The organism is bacterium (assembly GCA_016703265.1).
Taxonomy (GTDB): domain Bacteria; phylum Krumholzibacteriota; class Krumholzibacteriia; order LZORAL124-64-63; family LZORAL124-64-63; genus CAINDZ01.
On record JADJCK010000017.1, the window covers coordinates 1 to 17,191 of the forward strand.

At 68.4% G+C, this 17,191-nt stretch carries 11 protein-coding genes and 1 pseudogene; 9 read left to right on the plus strand and 3 right to left on the minus strand.

What is annotated here, in order from left to right:
- Both IPG61_19990 and IPG61_19995 read left to right on the plus strand, forming a co-directional pair.
- The coding region (locus IPG61_19990) for a phospholipase A (protein ID MBK6736300.1) at positions 1-444 on the plus strand (444 nt) is incomplete at its 5' end.
- 108 nt (positions 445-552) lie between these two features.
- Positions 553-1,189, plus strand: a pseudogene (locus IPG61_19995) (TerC family protein).
- Position 1,190: 1 nt separating this feature from the next.
- Here IPG61_19995 and IPG61_20000 read toward each other — a convergent pair.
- A complete protein-coding gene (locus tag IPG61_20000) occupies positions 1,191-2,423 on the minus strand; it encodes an aminotransferase class V-fold PLP-dependent enzyme (GenBank protein MBK6736301.1) in 1,233 nt (410 codons plus the stop codon).
- Positions 2,424-2,486: 63 nt separating this feature from the next.
- Positions 2,487-3,575 (minus strand): ADP-ribosylglycohydrolase family protein, encoded by a 1,089-nt coding sequence (locus IPG61_20005; protein MBK6736302.1) that lies wholly within the window; start codon positions 3,573-3,575, stop codon positions 2,487-2,489.
- Positions 3,576-3,722: 147 nt separating this feature from the next.
- On the opposite strand from IPG61_20005, the gene IPG61_20010 reads away from it, so the two are divergent.
- The 7 genes from IPG61_20010 to IPG61_20040 all read left to right on the plus strand — a co-directional run bounded on the left by IPG61_20010 (position 3,723) and on the right by IPG61_20040 (position 15,784).
- Complete coding sequence (locus IPG61_20010; protein MBK6736303.1) at positions 3,723-6,980, plus strand: PD40 domain-containing protein; 3,258 nt, start codon at positions 3,723-3,725, stop codon at positions 6,978-6,980.
- A 195-nt stretch (positions 6,981-7,175) separates the two neighbouring features.
- Complete coding sequence (locus IPG61_20015; GenBank protein MBK6736304.1) at positions 7,176-8,015, plus strand: caspase family protein; 840 nt, start codon at positions 7,176-7,178, stop codon at positions 8,013-8,015.
- A gap of 128 nt (positions 8,016-8,143) precedes the next feature.
- Positions 8,144-8,881 (plus strand): hypothetical protein, encoded by a 738-nt coding sequence (locus tag IPG61_20020; protein MBK6736305.1) that lies wholly within the window; start codon positions 8,144-8,146, stop codon positions 8,879-8,881.
- A gap of 166 nt (positions 8,882-9,047) precedes the next feature.
- Entirely contained in the window at positions 9,048-12,086 is a 3,039-nt protein-coding gene (locus IPG61_20025) for a hypothetical protein (GenBank protein ID MBK6736306.1), read from the plus strand.
- A 196-nt stretch (positions 12,087-12,282) separates the two neighbouring features.
- Positions 12,283-13,524 (plus strand): hypothetical protein, encoded by a 1,242-nt coding sequence (locus tag IPG61_20030; protein ID MBK6736307.1) that lies wholly within the window; start codon positions 12,283-12,285, stop codon positions 13,522-13,524.
- A 22-nt stretch (positions 13,525-13,546) separates the two neighbouring features.
- Positions 13,547-15,316 (plus strand): hypothetical protein, encoded by a 1,770-nt coding sequence (locus IPG61_20035; GenBank protein ID MBK6736308.1) that lies wholly within the window; start codon positions 13,547-13,549, stop codon positions 15,314-15,316.
- Positions 15,317-15,340: 24 nt separating this feature from the next.
- The gene (locus IPG61_20040) at positions 15,341-15,784 is read left to right on the plus strand and encodes a GNAT family N-acetyltransferase (GenBank protein MBK6736309.1); all 444 of its coding nucleotides are present in this window, start codon (positions 15,341-15,343) and stop codon (positions 15,782-15,784) included.
- Between the two features lie 126 nt (positions 15,785-15,910).
- Here the strand turns inward: IPG61_20040 and IPG61_20045 are convergent, their stop codons facing one another.
- A complete protein-coding gene (locus IPG61_20045) occupies positions 15,911-17,140 on the minus strand; it encodes a hypothetical protein (protein ID MBK6736310.1) in 1,230 nt (409 codons plus the stop codon).
- Between the last annotated feature and the right edge of the window lie 51 nt (positions 17,141-17,191).

Here is a 17,191-nt window from a genome sequence, read left to right on the forward strand (position 1 = left end):
GTCGGCGCGGACGCCGGTATCGAGCACGAGTCGAACGGCCAACGGGACGCGCTCTCCCGCTCGTGGAATCAGGTCTATGTGGCGCCGCACTACCAGCGCGATCGGCTCCTGCTGCGCGCCAAGCTGCGCTGGCGCATTCCGGAGCCCGCCAAGGAAACCCCGGAGTCGAACCGGGGCGACGACAACCCCGCCATCGTCGATTTTCTGGGTTATGTCGACCTGCACGCATATTACCGCTGGCCGTCGTCCCACCAGGTCCACCTGATGGTGCGCGGCAACCCCGCCACGGGCCGGGGCTACGCCAGCCTGAACCTGAGCCACCGGCTGCCCAACGAGCAGAACGCCTGGATGGTCTTCACCGTCTCACACGGCTACGGCGAGTGCCTGCTCGACTACGACCGGAAGGTCAGCCGCGTGGGGATCGGATTCATGCTGGCGCGGTAGGGCCATTCCTTGCAGCATTGCCGGGAGATGCTAGGATGTCGCCGCCGGCCGCCCTGCCGCGCGCCCCGGCAACGAGCCGTCACCCACACTTTCCCGAGGAACCGACCGATGGAGTGGATCACCGACCCCCAGGCCTGGATCGCCCTGCTGACCCTTACCAGCCTGGAAATCGTCCTGGGCATCGACAACATCATCTTCATCTCGATCCTCTCGGGCCGGCTGCCCGAGGCGCAGCGCGCCCGCGCCCGCACGCTGGGGCTGGCCGCGGCCATGGCCACCCGGATCCTGCTGCTGGCCTCGCTCGCCTGGCTCGCGCACCTGACCGCCGAGCTGTTCACGGTGGGCAGCCACGCCATCACGGCGCGCGACCTGGTGCTGGTCGCCGGCGGCCTGTTCCTGCTGGCGAAGGCGACGTTCGAGATCCACCACAACCTCGAGGGCCGACCACCTGCCGGTGATGATAGCCGCCGTGGTCATCGCCGTGCTGGTGATGATGGTCGCGGCCGGCGCCATCAGCCGCTTCGTCGAGGATCACCCCACGGTGAAGATGCTGGCGCTCTCGTTCCTGCTGCTGGTGGGCATGTCGCTCGTGGCCGACGGCTTCGGCCAGCACATCTCGAAGGGCTACATCTACTTCGCGATGGGCTTCTCGGTGTTCGTCGAGATGCTGAACCTGAAGATCCGCGCGCGCCGCGGCGACGCGCCGGTGAAGCTGCGGGGCTCGCCGGAAGCGCCCGAGGCCTGACCTAAAGCACCGACTCGAGCACGCCGATGAGCCGCTCGATCTCGGCCGGCGTGTTGTAGTGCACGAAGCTCGCGCGCACCACGCCGTCGTCGGCCGGGATGCCCAGGGCCCGGCACAGGTGATAGGCGTACATGTGCCCGCAGCGGATCGCGACCCCGCTGGCGTCGACGGCGGCCGTGATCCCGCGCGCCGATTGCCGCTCGTGCCGGAAGCTGATCGTGCCCACGCGGGCTTCATCGGCGACCGGCGAACCGATCACGCGCACACCCGGTTTGCTGCCCAGGTACGCCAGCAGTCGCGCCGTCAGCGGCTGTTCCAGGGCCGCGGCGCGGGCGAACGCGGCCTCGACCACGGCGCGGTCGCAGGCGGCCTCCGCCCCGGCGCCGGCCAGCAGCTTGAGGTACCCGCCCAGCGCCAGCAGCCCCGCGCAACCCTCGTGATTGGCCCCGCCCGGCTCGAACTGGTAGGGCAGGTCGTCGCGGGGGATGAAGTCGTGGTTGGGGCCCGGCAGCTCGGCCAGCGCGTCATCGCGCCCGTAGAGCACGGCCATGTGCGGCCCGAACACCTTGTAGGTCGAGTACACGTACCAGTCCACGTCCCAGGCGTCGACGTCGATGGCGCGGTGCGGCGCATAAGCCACGCCGTCGGCCACCACGCGCGCGCCGACGGCATGTGCCGCCTGCACCACCGCCGGCAGGTCGACGATGCCGCCCAGCAGGTTCGAGACGTGGGGCAGCGCCACCAGCGCGGTGCGCTCGCTCAGCAGCCCGCGCAGCCCCTCCAGCGGGCAGGTGTACGTTTCCGTGTCCACGCGCCACCAGCGGATGACCACGCCCTGACGCTCGAGCCGTTTCCAGCAGCCGAGGTTCGCCTCGTGGCCGGATTCGGCCAGGATGATCTCCTGTCCCGGCCGCAGCACCTGCGCGTAGCACGAGGCCAGCAGGTTGAGCAGCACCGTCGTCGAGGGGCCGATGATGGCCTGGCCCCGCCGCGCGTTGACGAACGTGCGCGCGAAGTCGTGCGCGGCGTCGACCGTCGCCGTGCAGCGCCGCGACAGCTCGTAACCCGCGCCCAGCTGCACGTAGGTCTCACGCATATAGCGGTGCATGGCGTCGGCCACGCAGGCGGGCACCTGCGAGCCGCCGGCGTTCTCCAGGAACGCCACGTCGCCGGCCAGGGCGGGAAAGGCGGAGCGCAGCACGGCGAGGTCGGGGGGCGACAGTCTCTGGCTCATGTTCGGCTCTCCGGTCGGGGTGGAACCTGATCATGCCTTCCGGGGAGCTTGCCGTCATCAACTTCAGGCGAAGCGCGCCGTGAACGCCTCGATCTCCGTCTCCAGGGCGGCCCTCTCCGCCAGGCCGGCCAGCCAGCGCGGGGGGATGGCGCCGACGCCGTGCGCCGCGCCCAGGATGGCGCCCAGCACCGCGCCGCGGTGGCAGTTGTCGCCGCCGACGTTGGTGTTGGCGACCAGTGCGCCCTCGAGGTCGCCGGCGTAGCGCGCCGCCAGGTAGAGCACGGCCGGGAACGACTGGTCGATGTAGCAGGCGGGGCTGAGCCGCCGGCCGATCACCTCCAGGTCGGACAGCTCGCCGGCGAGGGCCCGCTCGACCCACGACGCCACCGGCTTGCCGAGCCCGGCGGCGGTCTCGCAGGCGAGCGCACGCATCCGATCCGCGTCGACGACATCGGTCGAGGCCAGTTGCAGGAGCAGCCGCCCCAGCGCCAGGGCGTACCGCTCCAGTTGCCGCGAGCGGTGGGTCAGCCGCAGCTGCGCGAGCAGTTCGGACTCGGCGCGGCCGGGGTCGGCGTGTGCGGCCAGGATCACCAGCGGCAGCGAGACCAGGCCGCCGATCGAGGCCGTGTCGTGGCCCTCGGCGCCCGCGCAGCGAGCGGGCGCCAGGCCGAGGGCGAAGTTGGCGAAGAAATCCCGGTGGTACGATTCGGCATAGGTGTCGCCGTGGGCGTCGGGCGCGGTCATGAACGCAACGTAGTCGTCCAGGAATCCCGCCGGGTCGTGCCGGCCGTTGGCCGCCAGCGACCGCAGCAGGATCCGGGCGCAGAGGAGGTTGAGCGTGTTGTCGCCGGCGCGCAGCCCGTGGTGGTAGTGGATGTTCGGCTCGCACCACAGGTGCTTGCGGCCCTTGAGGATAACCGAACCGACAACCTCGCCCTCCTGCGTGCCCCGCCCGGCGCGTCCGGTGCTGGCCAGCGACATGATCGCACCGGGATGTTCCCGGTGCGGCGCCGCGAAATCACGCACCACGCCGTAATCCCGCCGCAGCGCGGCGGTGTCGTAGTACCAGTGGACCGGCATGGCGAGGGCATCGCCGACGAACAGGCCCCAGAGGGCGCCGCGGATCCGCCCGGCCACCGCAACGGTTTCCATCCTGCCTCCTGGCGGCCGCCCCGCAACCCGCGGCGCCGGTTTCGCGTATTCGTGAGTTGGCGCCGACCCGCTCGCGTTTGTCGGCCGTTCCTGTAGAATCACGCGACACGACCCCCGTCGCCACTCGTTCCCCGAGGAGCCCGTTCCATGAAGTCGCCGTTTGCCCTCGTGCTGGCGCTGGCCCTGGCCGTCGCCGTGCCGGCCCTGGCCGCGCCCGCCGAGCCGCCCCTGTGGCTGCGCTACCCCGCCATCTCCCCCGACGGCGCCACCGTCGTCTTCGAGTACAAGGGCGACCTGTGGTCGGTCCCTGCGGGCGGCGGCACTGCGAGCCCGCTGACCATCAGCGAATCCTACGAGTATGCCCCGGTCTGGAGCCGCGACGGCAGCAGCCTGGCGTTCGCCTCGGACCGGTACGGCAACTTCGACGTCTTCGTCCTGCCGTCGACCGGCGGCGAGGCGCGCCGGCTGACCTTCCACTCCACGGGCGAGATGCCTTCGTCGTTCACGGCCGACGACAAGGCGGTGCTGTTCTCGGCCGCCCGGCAGGACCCGGCCAGCAACGCCCAGTTCCCCACCGGGGCCATGAGTGAGCTGTACAGCGTGCCGGTGGCCGGCGGGCGCATCACGCGCGTGCTGCCGATTCCGGCGAACAACGTCGACGTCCGGGGCGAGCAGCTGCTCTACCACGACTACAAGGGCGTCGAGAGTCCCTGGCGCAAGCACCACACATCTTCTGTGACGCGCGACATCTGGGTGTACGACACGAAGTCCGGCGCCTACCGCCAGCTGACGACGCACCCGGCCGAGGACCGCAACCCGGTCTTCGGCGCCGGCGCCGACGACTACTACTGGCTGAGCGAGCGCGACGGCTCGTTCAACGTCTACCAGGGCTCGCTGGCCGACCCGTCGCGCGCGACGGCCCTGACGAAGTTCACGAAGCACCCGGTGCGCTTCCTCACGCGGGCACAGGACGGCACGCTCTGCTTCAGCTTCGACGGCGAGCTGTACACGCTCAAGCCCGGCGCCCAGCCCGTGAAGCTGGCTGTGCGCGTGGGTGTCGACGGCCGCGCCATCCTCGACCGCGTGGTGATGGTGAACGAGGACCTGTCCGACCTGGTGCTGGCGCCCTCGGGCAAGGAGTTCGCCTACGTCTTCCGCGGCGAGATCTTCGTCAGCAGCGTCGAGGGCGGCGTCACCAAGCGCATCACCGACACGCCCTGGCAGGAGCGCAGCCCCGGCTGGAGCCCCGACGGGCGCACCCTGGTCTACGCCGCCGAGCCGGACCAGAGCTGGAACATCACCACGACGTCCATCGCGCGGGACGCCGAGCCCTACTTCCACGCTGCGACCGTGCTGAAGACCGAGTCGGTCGTGGCCACCGATGCCGAGGAATTCCAGCCCGCGTTCTCGCCCGACGGCAAGGAGATCGCGTACCTGGAGAACCGCGTCGCGCTGAAGGTCGTCAACCTGGCGTCGAAGGAGTCGCGCCTGGTCCTGCCGGCAGACCACAATTATTCCTACGCCGACGGTGACCAGTGGTACCAGTGGTCGCCCGACGGGAAGTGGTTCCTGGTGCAGTACGGCCTGCCGCAGCGCGTGATGACGCCGGAGATCGGCCTCGTGGCGGCCGACGGCAAGAGTGCGGTCACCAACCTCACCTACAGCGGCTACGACGACATCCTGCCGAAGTGGTCCCTGGACGGCAAGGCGATGGTCTGGGGCACGAATCGCGACGGCTCCCTCTCGCAGGGCGGCAGCGCGTTCACCTGGGACGTGCACGCGCTGTTCTTCGAGCGCGCGGCCTATGAGCGTTTCCGCCTGTCCAAGGAGGACTTCGCGCTGGTGAAGGAGGCGGAAGAGAAGAAGGACGAGGCGAAGGGCGACGAAGGCAAGGACGCGAAGAGCAAGAAGGACAAAAAGGACAAGGACAAGGACAAGGACAAGCCCGCCGACGTCGTGATCGACCGCGAGGGCCTGGCCGAGCGTCGCGTCAGGCTGACGACCCACAACTCGCCGGCCACGGACTGGGTCCTGGCCGAAGACGGCGAGAAGCTCTTCTACCTGACCGCGTTCGAGGACGGCCACGACGTGTGGGTGGTCGAGACGCGGACAGGTGAGGCTTCGCAGCTGGCCAAGGTCGGCGCCCGGGTCGAGAACCTGCAGCTTTCGGCCGACGGGAAGTTCCTGGTCCTGCTGGCCGGCGGCAAGGCGAAGAAGATCGATGCCGAGAAGGGCAGCGTCGAGCCGCTGAAGACCGGCGGCGAGATGGTGCTGAAGCAGGGCGACGAGCGGGCCTACATCTTCGATCACGCCTGGCGCCAGTTGAAGCGCAAGTTCTACGTGCAGGACCTGCACGGCGTCGACTGGGACGGCTATCACGCCGCCTACCGCCGCTTCCTGCCGCACATCAACAACAACTACGATTTCGCCGAGATGCTCAGCGAACTGCTCGGCGAGATGAACGCCTCGCACACCGGCTGCTACTACCGGCCGACGTCGCCGACGGGCGACCAGACCGCATCTCTGGGCCTGTTCTACGACGACGCGTTCACGGGCGCCGGCCTGAAGGTGGCCGAAGTCGTGGCCGGCGGCCCCTGCGACAAGTCCTCGCTGCGGCTGCGCGCCGGCCACGTGATCGAGAAGATCGACGGCCAGCCCGTGGCGGCGGACGCCGACTGGGCCCGGCACCTGAACCGGCGCATCGGCCAGCGCGTGCTGCTGTCGGTGCTCGACCCTGCCAAGGGCGAGCGGTGGGACGAGGAGGTCAAGCCGATCAACCCCGGTGAGGAGAACGAGCTCCTCTACAAGCGCTGGGTCCGCAACCGGCGCGACGAGGTGTCGCGCCTGTCCGGCGGCAAGGTCGGCTACGTGCATGTGCGGTCGATGAACGACGCCAGCATGCGCCATGTGTTCGAGGAGGCGCTCGGCCGCAACATCGGCTGCGAGGCCCTCGTCGTCGACACGCGGTTCAACGGCGGCGGCAATATCCATGAGCAATTGTCGGATTTCCTGGCCGGCAAGGCCTACTTCGACATCATCCCGCATGGCCAGTTCGTGGGGTCCGAGTCGTACGACAAGTGGACCAAGCCCTCGATCGTCGTCATGGGCGAGAGCAACTACTCCGACGCGCATCTCTTCCCGGTGGCCTACAAGACCAAGGGCGTGGGCCGCACGCTGGGCATGCCCGTGCCCGGGACCGGCACCTTCGTCTGGTGGGAGCCGCAGATCGACCCCTCGCTGCGCTTCGGCATCCCCATGGGCGGCTGGCGCGGCCAGGACGGCAAGTTCTGCGAGAACACGCAGCTCGAGCCCGACGTGCTGGTGCGCAACGAGCCGGACGTGCTCACGAAGGGGCGCGACCAGCAGCTCGAGGCGGCGGTCAGGGAGTTGCTGAAACAGCAGTAGACGCGCGCTTCAGTCGCGTTAACGGAATGGCAACAGGGCGCGGGCCATTGGTCCGCGCCCTTGATATTTCCCCTTCCCTGCACTGCCGGATCGTGGATAATGGATGCAGGGTGCTGGCTTAGGCCGGTGTGTGGAGGCGTTCACCCGCGGCACGGGAATCATCACCCTGACCTGCCTTGCGAGAGGACAAAACCCATGAGGAAGCTCACCCTCGTCCTGGGTCTGCTGCTTGCTGCCCTGTTGTCGGGTTGCAGCACTGACCAGCCCACCTCACCCGCCGACACCGCCACCATCGACGGCGCCCAGTTCCAGCGTCCGGAGTTCATCGACGAGCGGCCCGAGGCCGTTCAGCAGCAGTTCACCCTGACCGAAGCCGACGTCTTCACGGTGACGCCGGCGTCGCCGGACAAGGTCGGCGCCAAGTATGCGCTGGTCATCGGCATCTCGGACTACGCCGGCACGACCAACGACCTGACCTATTGCGACGACGATGCCGTCGATTGGCGGAACTACCTGCAGGGCCAGGGCTACACCGTCACCACCCTGCTCAACCTGGCGGCGACGAAGTCGGCCATCGAGGCAGCCGTGGCGAATCTGGCTTCGCTGAGCATCGCCGGCAACGAGATCGCGTTCGCCTATTCGGGCCACGGCTCGCGCGGCAACATGGTCACGACCGACCTCTACTACATCAGCAGCGCCTGGTTCGGCGGCATGTTCACGAGCGTGGGCAGCACGAAGATGTCGTTCAATTTCGACGCCTGCCAGATCGGCGCCTTCGGAACGGCACTGACCAAGGTGGGCCGCGTCATTGCCCTGGCCTCGGACACCAGGAAGTACAGCTATGACGGCACCGCGGCCATGGCCAACGGCGTCTTCACCTACTACCAGATGCTCGGGTTCGACCAGGTGGGATATGTGTTCGCCGAGGACGATGACGCCTACGCCGTCGCCCAGATGAAGCTGTGGGCCGCCACGGCGCGCGTGAAGGTGGCGCCGTACTACATCGACAACTTCGTCGGCAGCCTGGACTATTGAGCCGGCGCTGATCAGTATCGAGACCGCGCCCGTTGCCGCGGGTTGCCATTCGGGGGAGCCGGTCCATCCGGATCGGCTCCTCCCTGCAAAGCCTCGGATAGAGCCGTAACCGTCACCTGGAGGAAGCCATGCGCAGGATTTCCATGTTCGTCCTCGTCGCCGTCCTCGTGCTGCTGGCCGGATGCGTCAAGCTCCGCTCCACGATCGTCATCGATGCGGACGGTTCGGGCACCTGCACCCTGAACTACGGCATGTCCCGGGAAGTCGCCGAGGCCATCGCCGCGATGGGCGAGTCGGACGAGGACGGCGAGAAGGCGCCCACGCTCGACGATTTCGATCGCGCCAGGATGGAGAAGCTCGCCAAGGCGAACGGCGTCACCATCAAGTCGTACAAGCGCACGAATGTCGATGGCCGCGACGACCTGGCGATCGTCATGACGTTCAAGGACGTCACGGGCCTTTCGCGAGTCATGCAGTCCGGCGAGAACCAGGTGATGGCCATCCGCCGCACCGAAGACGGCAACTATATCCTGACCATGATCACCGACCCGAATCCGCCGGCGCCGGAGCCGGTGGAAGCCGTCGAAGCCGACGAGGACGACCCGGCTGCTGCCGGCGAAGACCCGGCCAGGGCCATGGAGGCCATGGGCAAGCTCATGGCGTCGATCAGCGAGCTGGACATCCGCATGGAGATCACCGTGCCCGGCAACGTGCTGAGCAGCAACGCGCCTGCTGTCGAGGGTCGCACCTCGATCTGGACCATCAACGCCGCGAACATGATGGAATCCCAGGGCGGGGACATGACGCCGACGATCGCCTTCGACAAGGGCGGCGTGGCCATCGACGCCCCGAAGCTGGAGGAATAGCCGCTTCCGGGGCGATTTCCCTGACTACTGCCGTATCGATTCCGTATAATCAGGACGTTGCCTGCCATGGTGCGGGCGCGCGGATGACGCCATGCGTCGTCCTGCTCGCGCCTGCCCGGCGCCATGGCTCCGTTTCGCCCGTGCACCCGACACACGGAGGGGCACCATGCCCGTCACCAGGCTGATCCACGTCCTGTTCGTGGCCGCGTGCGCCGGGCTCTGCGCCGTGCCGACAGCCCGGGCTGCCGATCGACTGCCGGCCGCCCAACCTGCGATGCACTTCGGCGAGGTGCCTGGCAAGGCCATCGGCGACACGATCGACCTGATGGGTCCGGGTACCGCGTTCCCCTACCGCGGCGACTTCGAGAACACCGCTGCGCGACCGGGCGGCGCGGGCCTGCTGCCAGATGGCTGGCGCTCGGACGACGAGACGGCCCCGTCTGCCCACTGGCATGTCGATACCTACGGCGTCGTGCCCCCGCTGGCGGGCAACGCGGCCTGGTGCGGCGACATCGCGTTCAGTTCGTGCGGCTCCGGCGATCCGGCCGGCGGCTACGGCAACAACTGGTTCGATATCCTCGAGTTTCGCAAGACCGTAGGCGCGGCCGCGACCGTCCGCGTGCAGGCCGACCTCGTGTACGACTGCGAACCGGCCTACGACTACGTCACCCTGCAGCGCCGCACAGCGGCGCACTCCGACTTCGAGGCGATCGTCGAGGGCCAAGGGCTGTCCTGGACCGGCACCGGCACGGTTGCGGTCGACTACACCTTCACCTACACCGAGGCCGAACTGTACGAAGGCACCGACGTGGCCGTGGCCTTCCTGTTCGATTCGGACAACGTCTGGTCGGATGCCGACTGTGACTGGCCGACCTCGGGCGCCGCCCGCCTCGACAACATCACTGTGACGATGAATGCGATCTCCTACCTCGAGGACTTCGAGGACGGCGTGATCGGCCCCGACTGGACGAACTCCCCGGCCGTGGGCGTCGGCGATTTCGCGCGCGTCTGGAGCCGGCTGGGCGACGCCGACGACTGCACCTCGAACTACTCGAACCTGGTCGCCTTCATCGACGACGGTCTTGTGGTCCCCGGCACGGGAGGCACCATCGGCTACCCGGGTAACGACTACGGTCCTCCGGGCGGCTACATCGTGAACAACACCGGTGGCCTGCTCGGGCCGACGTACCACCTGCAGAACGCGATCCACTCGCCGGTCATGGCCTGGCCCGATCCCGCCATGGGCGGCATGAGCCTGGCGTTCGACGTCTACCGGCACGAACTGCTGGTCGCCAACGACTCACCCGGCATCTTCTACACCTGGGCCGTGCGCACCTGCGACGATTGCGACGTCTCGATTCCGGAGCACATACCCTGGCGTGACCGCAATTTCGTCTACTACGGCGGCCCGAACTACGTGCGGTCGGTCAACGTCGTGGACGACCTGGTCGAGCCAGGGGCACTCTCGTGCCAGGTCGCCCTCGGCGTCTACGAGATGGGCTGGGCATTCGGCTACGGCAACGGGACCAACGGCACGCCGGCGCCGTACTTCGACAACGTGCGCGTGAAGATCTACCCGACGGCAGGCGCGCGCATCGCCGCGACGGAGATCCGCCTGGCGAACGACGGCTTCCCGGCCATCGGCGACATCGACCTGGCGGACCTGGGCCGGAACTCGGTGCGGTTCGACATGGCGGCCAACGTGGCGGCCCGTTCGCACCTTCGCAACGACCCGGGCGACTCGATCTGGATCGAGGTGACGCCGCGGCCGGGCGGCACCCTGGACCTGCCCGTCATGCACTGGACGTTCGCGCGCCGCAACCCCCTGTTCGACCCCTATCGCACCCTGCCGGCGAGCCCGGTCAGCGGACGCGTCACCCGAACGGCGGTCGGCTCGGTCGTGCCCAATCGCTACAATTTCGACCTGCCGGACACCGGCATGATCTTCCCCGGCGACCTGCTGCACTACTACTTTGCGGCCACGGACCACTTGGCCGGCGACAGCCGGACTGCGTACGTCCCTGTCGATCGCAGCGGCTTCGGCAACCCGGAACCGCAAGTGTACCCGGGCGCGTTCTCGGTCAGCGGCCTGCCGTCGATCTACAATGCCCACGGCAGCCAGCCGCGATTGCTGTTCTGGAACGACGCCGGCTTCCGCGGGGGCGAGGACGAGTGGTACGGTGCGTTGCGCCAACTCTGCTTCGAGTCTGGCATCGATCTGGACGTGTTCGACACCCACGGGCCGACTTCCGGCGTGGGCAACGGGCTCGGCGGCCGGGCGTCGGTCAGCCAGATCGCCGGCTACACGGACATGCTCTACACGTCCGGCGACCTCGGCTCGCCGACCCTCTCGAACGGCGACTTCAACGGTGACCCGGGCAACGACATGGGCCTGCTCAACGCGTGGTTTGCGCTTGGCGGCCGCGACCTGTTCATGACCGGAGACGACCTGGCGAGCAGCCTGTACGGCTCGGGCCCGGCGGCCCGCACCTTTCTCGAGGACCGGATGGGCGTGAGCTTCCAGGACACCGATGTGCGCGACAACATCGCCGGACAGATCGCGCCGCTGGTGGTCAGGACTGCTGCGAATCCGGTGTTCATGACGACCGACAACTGGATCGCCTATGGCGGCTGCTTCGGCGTCAACGACTTCGACAACGTAGTGCCTTTCAGCGGCGCCGTGCGCCTGGCCCAGTTCACGGCGCCCGACGGCACGGCGACCCCGTATCCGTACGCAGCCGCGATCCTGAACGTGAATGGCTCCGGCCGTGTCGTGTCCATGAATCACGACCTCATGTACGTGCTCCACCCCGAAGCCAAGTTCCTGTCCCCGCTCGGGACGCGCACGCTCCTGCTGAGGGACGTTTTATATTTTTTCGGCGTGCCCGATTGCCTGTGGATCGGGGAATCGGCCGTTCCTGGAGCGGCGGGCGCCCTTGCCGTCTCGGCCCATCCCAATCCCTTCAACCCGTCCGTCGCCGTGGACTGGTCGCTGCCCCGCCCCGGCCTCCTGGCGGTCAAGGTGTACGACGTCCGCGGCGCGCTCGTGCGCACGCTGCACGACGGCGCGGTGGCCACCGCGAGCGGCCGGCTGGTCTGGGACGGTGCGGATGGCGATGGCCGGGGAGTACCGTCGGGGCTGTACTTCGTGGAGACGCGCGCGGAGGGCCAGGTCGACGTGCTCAAGATCACGTTGCTCAGGTGAGGAGTGCCTTTTTCGACGCCGCCGGGGCGATTTCGTTGTCCTGAGCCGTTTCGATTCCGTATAATCAGGACGTTGCCCGCCATGGCGCGGGCGCGCGGCCTGACGCCACGCGTTGTCCTGCTCCCGCCCAGCCGGCGCTCGCACACCGGCACCATGGCACCTGTTCGCCCGTGCTCCCACCACACGGAGGGTCGCCATGCCCGCCCCCAAGCCGATCCTCGCCCTGTGCGTGGCCGCGTGCGCCGCGCTGTGCATCCCTTCGGCGACCGGGGCCGCCGAACTCCACCGCACCGCACAGCCGGTGATGTACTTCGGCGGGGTGCCGGGCAAGGCCGTGGTCGACACGATCGACCTGATGGGCCCGGGCGGGCTGTTCCCGTACCGCGGCGATTTCGAGATGGCTGCGGCGCGGCCCTACGGCGCCGGCCATCTGCCCCACGGGTGGTCCTCGATCGACGAGACAAGCCCAGCCAACCACTGGCATGTCGACACCTACGGCGTCGTGGCTCCGCTGTCAGGCAAAGCGGCCTGGTGCGGTGACATCGCCATTGCGTCGTGCGGCGTCGGCGACGTGTACGGTGGCTACCACAACAACTGGCACGACATCCTCGAGTTCCGCAAGACCGTCGGTGGGGCCGCGACTGTTCGCGTCCAGGCCAACCTCGTGTACGACAGCGAACCGGGTTATGACTTCATCACCCTGCAGCGACGTACGGCTGCCAACCCGTCCTTCGAGCCGATCACCGGTGGCCAGGGCCAGTCCTGGGACGGCGTCGGCACGGCAGCGGTTGACTACACGTTCACCTACACCCCGGTCGAGCGGTACGAAGGCACCGACATTGCCGTCGCCTTCATCTTCGATTCCGACAACGCCTGGTCGGACGGCGACTGCCTGTGGCCAACGAACGGCGCCGCCCGCCTCGACAACATTACGGTGACGCTGAACGGGACTCCCTACACCGAGAACCTCGAGGACGGCACGATCGGTCCCGACTGGCGGACGACCCCGAATGTGGGCGTGGGTGATTTCGCGCGCGTGTGGACCAGGCTGGGCGACGCCGACGACTGCGCCTCGAACTTTTCGAATCTGGTCGCCTTCATCGACGACGGCCTCGTGGTTCCCGGCACGGGCGGCACCGTCGGCGGACCAGGCAACGACTACGGCCCGCCCGGCGGCTACATCGTGAACAACACGGGCGGCCCGCTCGGTCCGACGTACCACCTGCAGAACTCGGTCTACTCGCCGATCATGACCTGGCCGGACCCGACCATGGACGGCATGACCTTCGCGTTCGACGTCTACAAGCACGAGCTGCTGATCGCCAACGACACGCCGGGCATTTTCTATACCTGGGCTGTGCGAACAAGCGCGGGGGGACATCACGATCTGGCCCGGACCGTGGGACGGTCGCAGTTCAGTCTACTACGGCGGCCCTAACTACCTCCGTTCGGTCAACATCGTGGACGACCTGGTGGATCCCGATGCCACGCACTGCCAGGTCATGTTCGGGGTCTACGAACTGGGCTGGCAGTTCGGCTACGGCGACGGCACCAACGGCACGCCGGCGCCGTACTTCGACAACGTGCGCGTGAAGATCTACCCGACGGGCGGCGCCCGCATCGCCGCCACGGAATACCGCCTGGCGAACGACGGCTTCCCCGCGATCGGCGACATCGACCTGGCCAACCTGGGCGCCAACTCGATCCGGTTCGACATGGCCGCCAACATCGCGGCGCGCACGCACCTGCGGAACGACCCGGGCGACTCGATCTGGATCGACGCGACGCCGCGTGCCGGCGGCACGCTGGACATGCCCGTGATGCACTGGACGTTCGCGCGCCGCAATCCGCTGTTCGACCCGTACCGCTCGCTGCCGGCGAGCCCGGTCAGCGGGCGCTTGACCTACACCGCCGCGGGCGCATGGGTGGCCAACCGCTACAACTTCGACCTGCCGGACACAGGCATGATCTTCCCCGGCGACCTGCTGCACTACTACTTCGCGGCCACGGACCACGTGGCCGGCGACAGCCGGACGGCTTACCTCCCCGTCGATCGCAGCGGCTTCGGCAACCCGGAACCGCAGGCGTACCCGAGCACGTTCTCGGTCAGCGGCCTGCCGTCGATCCACGACGCCCAGGGCACGCAGCCGCGATTGCTGCTGTGGAACGACGCCGGCTTCGCCGGGGGCGAGGACGAGTGGTACGGTGCGTTGCGCGAACTCTGCCTCGTGTCGGGCGTCGACCTGGACGTGTTCGATACCCACGCGCCGACCACCGGCGTGGGCAACGGACTCGGCGGCCGGGCGACGGTCAGCCAGATCGCCGGCTACACGGACATGCTCTATACGTCCGGCGACGTCAGTTCGCTGACCCTCTCGAACGGCGACTTTGCCGCTGATCCGGGCAATGACCTGGGCCTGCTCAACGCGTGGTTTGCGCTGGGGGGCCGCGACCTGTTCATGACCGGCGACGACCTGGCGAGCAGCCTGTACGGTTCCGGCTCCACGGCCCGCACCTTCCTGGAGGACCGCATGGGCGTGACCTTCCAGGACACCGATGTGCGCGACAACATCGCCGGCCAGACCGCGCCGCTGGTGGTCAGGACCGCAGCGAATCCCGTGTTCACGTCGGTCGAAAGCTGGATCGCCTACGGCGGTTGCCTTGCCATCAACGACTTCGACAATGTGGTGCCGTACGGAGGCGCCGTGCGCCTGGCCCAGTTCACCGCGCCCGACGGCGTGACGACGCCGTACCCCTGTGCAGCGGCGATCCTGAACGTGAACGGCTCCGGCCGCGTCGTGTCCATGAACCACGACCTCAGTTTCGTGATCCACCCCGACGTCAAGTCCCCGGCCCCGATGGTGCTTCGCACGCGCCTGCTCTGGGACGTACTCCATTACTTCGGCGTGCCCGATTGCCTGTGGATCGGCGAATCGGCCGTTCCCGGAGCGCCCGGCGCCCTTGCCGTCTCGGCCCATCCCAATCCCTTCAACCCGTCCGTCGCCGTGGACTGGACGCTGCCCCGCCCCGGCCTCCTGGCGGTGAAGGTGTACGACGTCCGCGGCGCGCTCGTGCGCACGCTGCACGACGGCGCGGTGGCCGCCGCGAGCGGCCGGCTGGTCTGGGACGGTGCGGATGGCGAGGGCCGCGGCGTGCCGTCCGGGCTTTACTTCGTGGAGACGCGCGCGGAGGGCCAGGTCGACGTGCTCAAGATCACGTTGCTCAGGTGAGGAGTCGGGACCAAGGGGTCGACCATGACGCACGCCGCCCACATCCGCCCCGCGCGCCGCGGCGACGCGAACGAACTGGCCACGCTGGCCGGCGAACTGGGCTATCCGTCGTCGACGGGGGAACTGGACCTGAGGCTGGCGCCGCTGCTGGCAGACCCGGAGCATCTGGTGCTCGTGGCTGTCGATGAGGAAGACAGGGCCATTGCCTGGGTGCACGCGGCGGTTCGCCGCCAGCTCGACAGCGACCGCTGCGTCGAGGTCGTGGGCCTGGTGGTCGGCGAACGGCGGCGGGGTGCAGGGGTGGGCGCCAGCCTGCTTCAGGCTGCCGAGGCCTGGGCCCGTGCGCAGGGCGTGACCGTCGTCGTGCTGCACTCCAACGTGACCCGCACCCGGGCGCACGCGTTCTACCTGCGACAGGGGTACGAAAAGGTCAAGGTGGGGAACCTGTTCCGGCGCACGCTGGGATAGGCGATCTTCCGGTTCGACTTGCGCCGGCGCAAGTACGCGCCAGCAACTCCGTGCGATGAAAACAGAGCCGGCCCTGGGGACCGGCTCCGCTCACTTATCTTCGCTATCCGTCGCTGTCCGCCGCCCCTACTCCGTGATCGAGATCGTGTACGTCTGGTTGACGACCTGCGCCTCGGGATCGCACTGGTCGTAGACCGTCACGCGCACCTCCCAGTTGCCGTATGCCGCGCCCGTCGGCGTGCCCGAAAGCGTGCCGTTGTTCTGGGTCTCCAGCCCCGGAATCGGCAGGACCGGGATGGCCCAGCGCGTCACCTGTCCTTCGCCGCCGCTCGTTGTCGGCACGAACGAGTAGGCCTGGTTGATGCGCCCGTTGGGCGGCTGGCCGCTCGTGATCAGCAGCGGCGTGCAGTCGCCGCCGCCACTTGAACGGGTCAGGTAGTCGATGCAGTCGCCGCCGCAGTACGGGGGCGAGTTGCTCCGCCAGGTCGAGCGCTTGGTGGCGGAGCCGTCCGATTCGAGGGTCAGGGTGCCCCGCTCGGTGGAGAATTCACCGAACCGCTCGAAGGTGAACTTGTCGCCGCAGACCACGCCGGTGAAGGTGTCGCCGCCGTCGTCGGTCAGGCTGGCCTGCGTGCCGTCCTGGGTGATGACCAGCTGGATATCGCCGCCGAACGGCTCCACGCAGCTGTTGCCGCAGCTGTAGGTGCCCGTCCAGGTGCCGGCGAAATTGGCGGGCGAGGCGCAGCGGCCCTCGGTGATGTCCATCGCCACCGCATCGACACTGAGTGTGGCGTCGATGTTGGCGGTGATGGTGATGCACAGGACCATCGATCCCATGTTGATTACGTCGATCGTGGCGTCGTCGGCGGTGGCCGTCGGGGGATCGACCACCAGCGCGGTGCCGTGGCTGACCATGAAGGGCCCGTAGGACATCCCCGACTCGCACACCGTCAGGGGATCGCTGCCCACGCGGATGGTGGCGGTGGCGCCGATGTCGTCGGCCTTGCCGAGCAGGCGCGACATCTTGCGCGCGATCAGCTTCCACAGCGGGATGCCGTCGATGCGCACATGGTCCAGCGTGGCGGCGATGTCGATCTCGGCTGCTGTCACCAGAGGAATGTCCGGCGGCAGCTGCAGGGTGACGGTGACGGTGGTCGGCTGGTTGGCCAGCAGCGGCACATCGGTGACGGCGTTCTCCAGCGGTGCCACCAGGCGGTACGGGGTGCCGCCCTGGGGGCTGGCAGGATCGTCATCCCCGCAGCCGGGCAGGAAACCGGCGAGGACGGCGACGGCAGCGGCGACCAGGGCGGTCGCCGGCAGTGCGCGGCGCATCGAGGATCGGGTCGACCTGGGCATAGGGGCCTCCTCCTGGGAGTGGGGCAGCGGATCAGGGACAGCTCAGGCGCT

Coding starts and splice junctions, on each gene's coding strand:
- IPG61_20010 (MBK6736303.1), top strand. CDS start 3,723: ATGAAGTCGCCGTTTGCCCTCGTGCTGGCGCTGGCCCTGGCCGTCGCC.
- IPG61_20000 (MBK6736301.1), bottom strand. CDS start 2,423: ATGAGCCAGAGACTGTCGCCCCCCGACCTCGCCGTGCTGCGCTCCGCC.
- IPG61_20020 (MBK6736305.1), top strand. CDS start 8,144: ATGCGCAGGATTTCCATGTTCGTCCTCGTCGCCGTCCTCGTGCTGCTG.
- IPG61_20015 (MBK6736304.1), top strand. CDS start 7,176: ATGAGGAAGCTCACCCTCGTCCTGGGTCTGCTGCTTGCTGCCCTGTTG.
- IPG61_20045 (MBK6736310.1), bottom strand. CDS start 17,140: ATGCCCAGGTCGACCCGATCCTCGATGCGCCGCGCACTGCCGGCGACC.
- IPG61_20030 (MBK6736307.1), top strand. CDS start 12,283: ATGCCCGCCCCCAAGCCGATCCTCGCCCTGTGCGTGGCCGCGTGCGCC.
- IPG61_20040 (MBK6736309.1), top strand. CDS start 15,341: ATGACGCACGCCGCCCACATCCGCCCCGCGCGCCGCGGCGACGCGAAC.
- IPG61_20025 (MBK6736306.1), top strand. CDS start 9,048: ATGCCCGTCACCAGGCTGATCCACGTCCTGTTCGTGGCCGCGTGCGCC.
- IPG61_20005 (MBK6736302.1), bottom strand. CDS start 3,575: ATGGAAACCGTTGCGGTGGCCGGGCGGATCCGCGGCGCCCTCTGGGGC.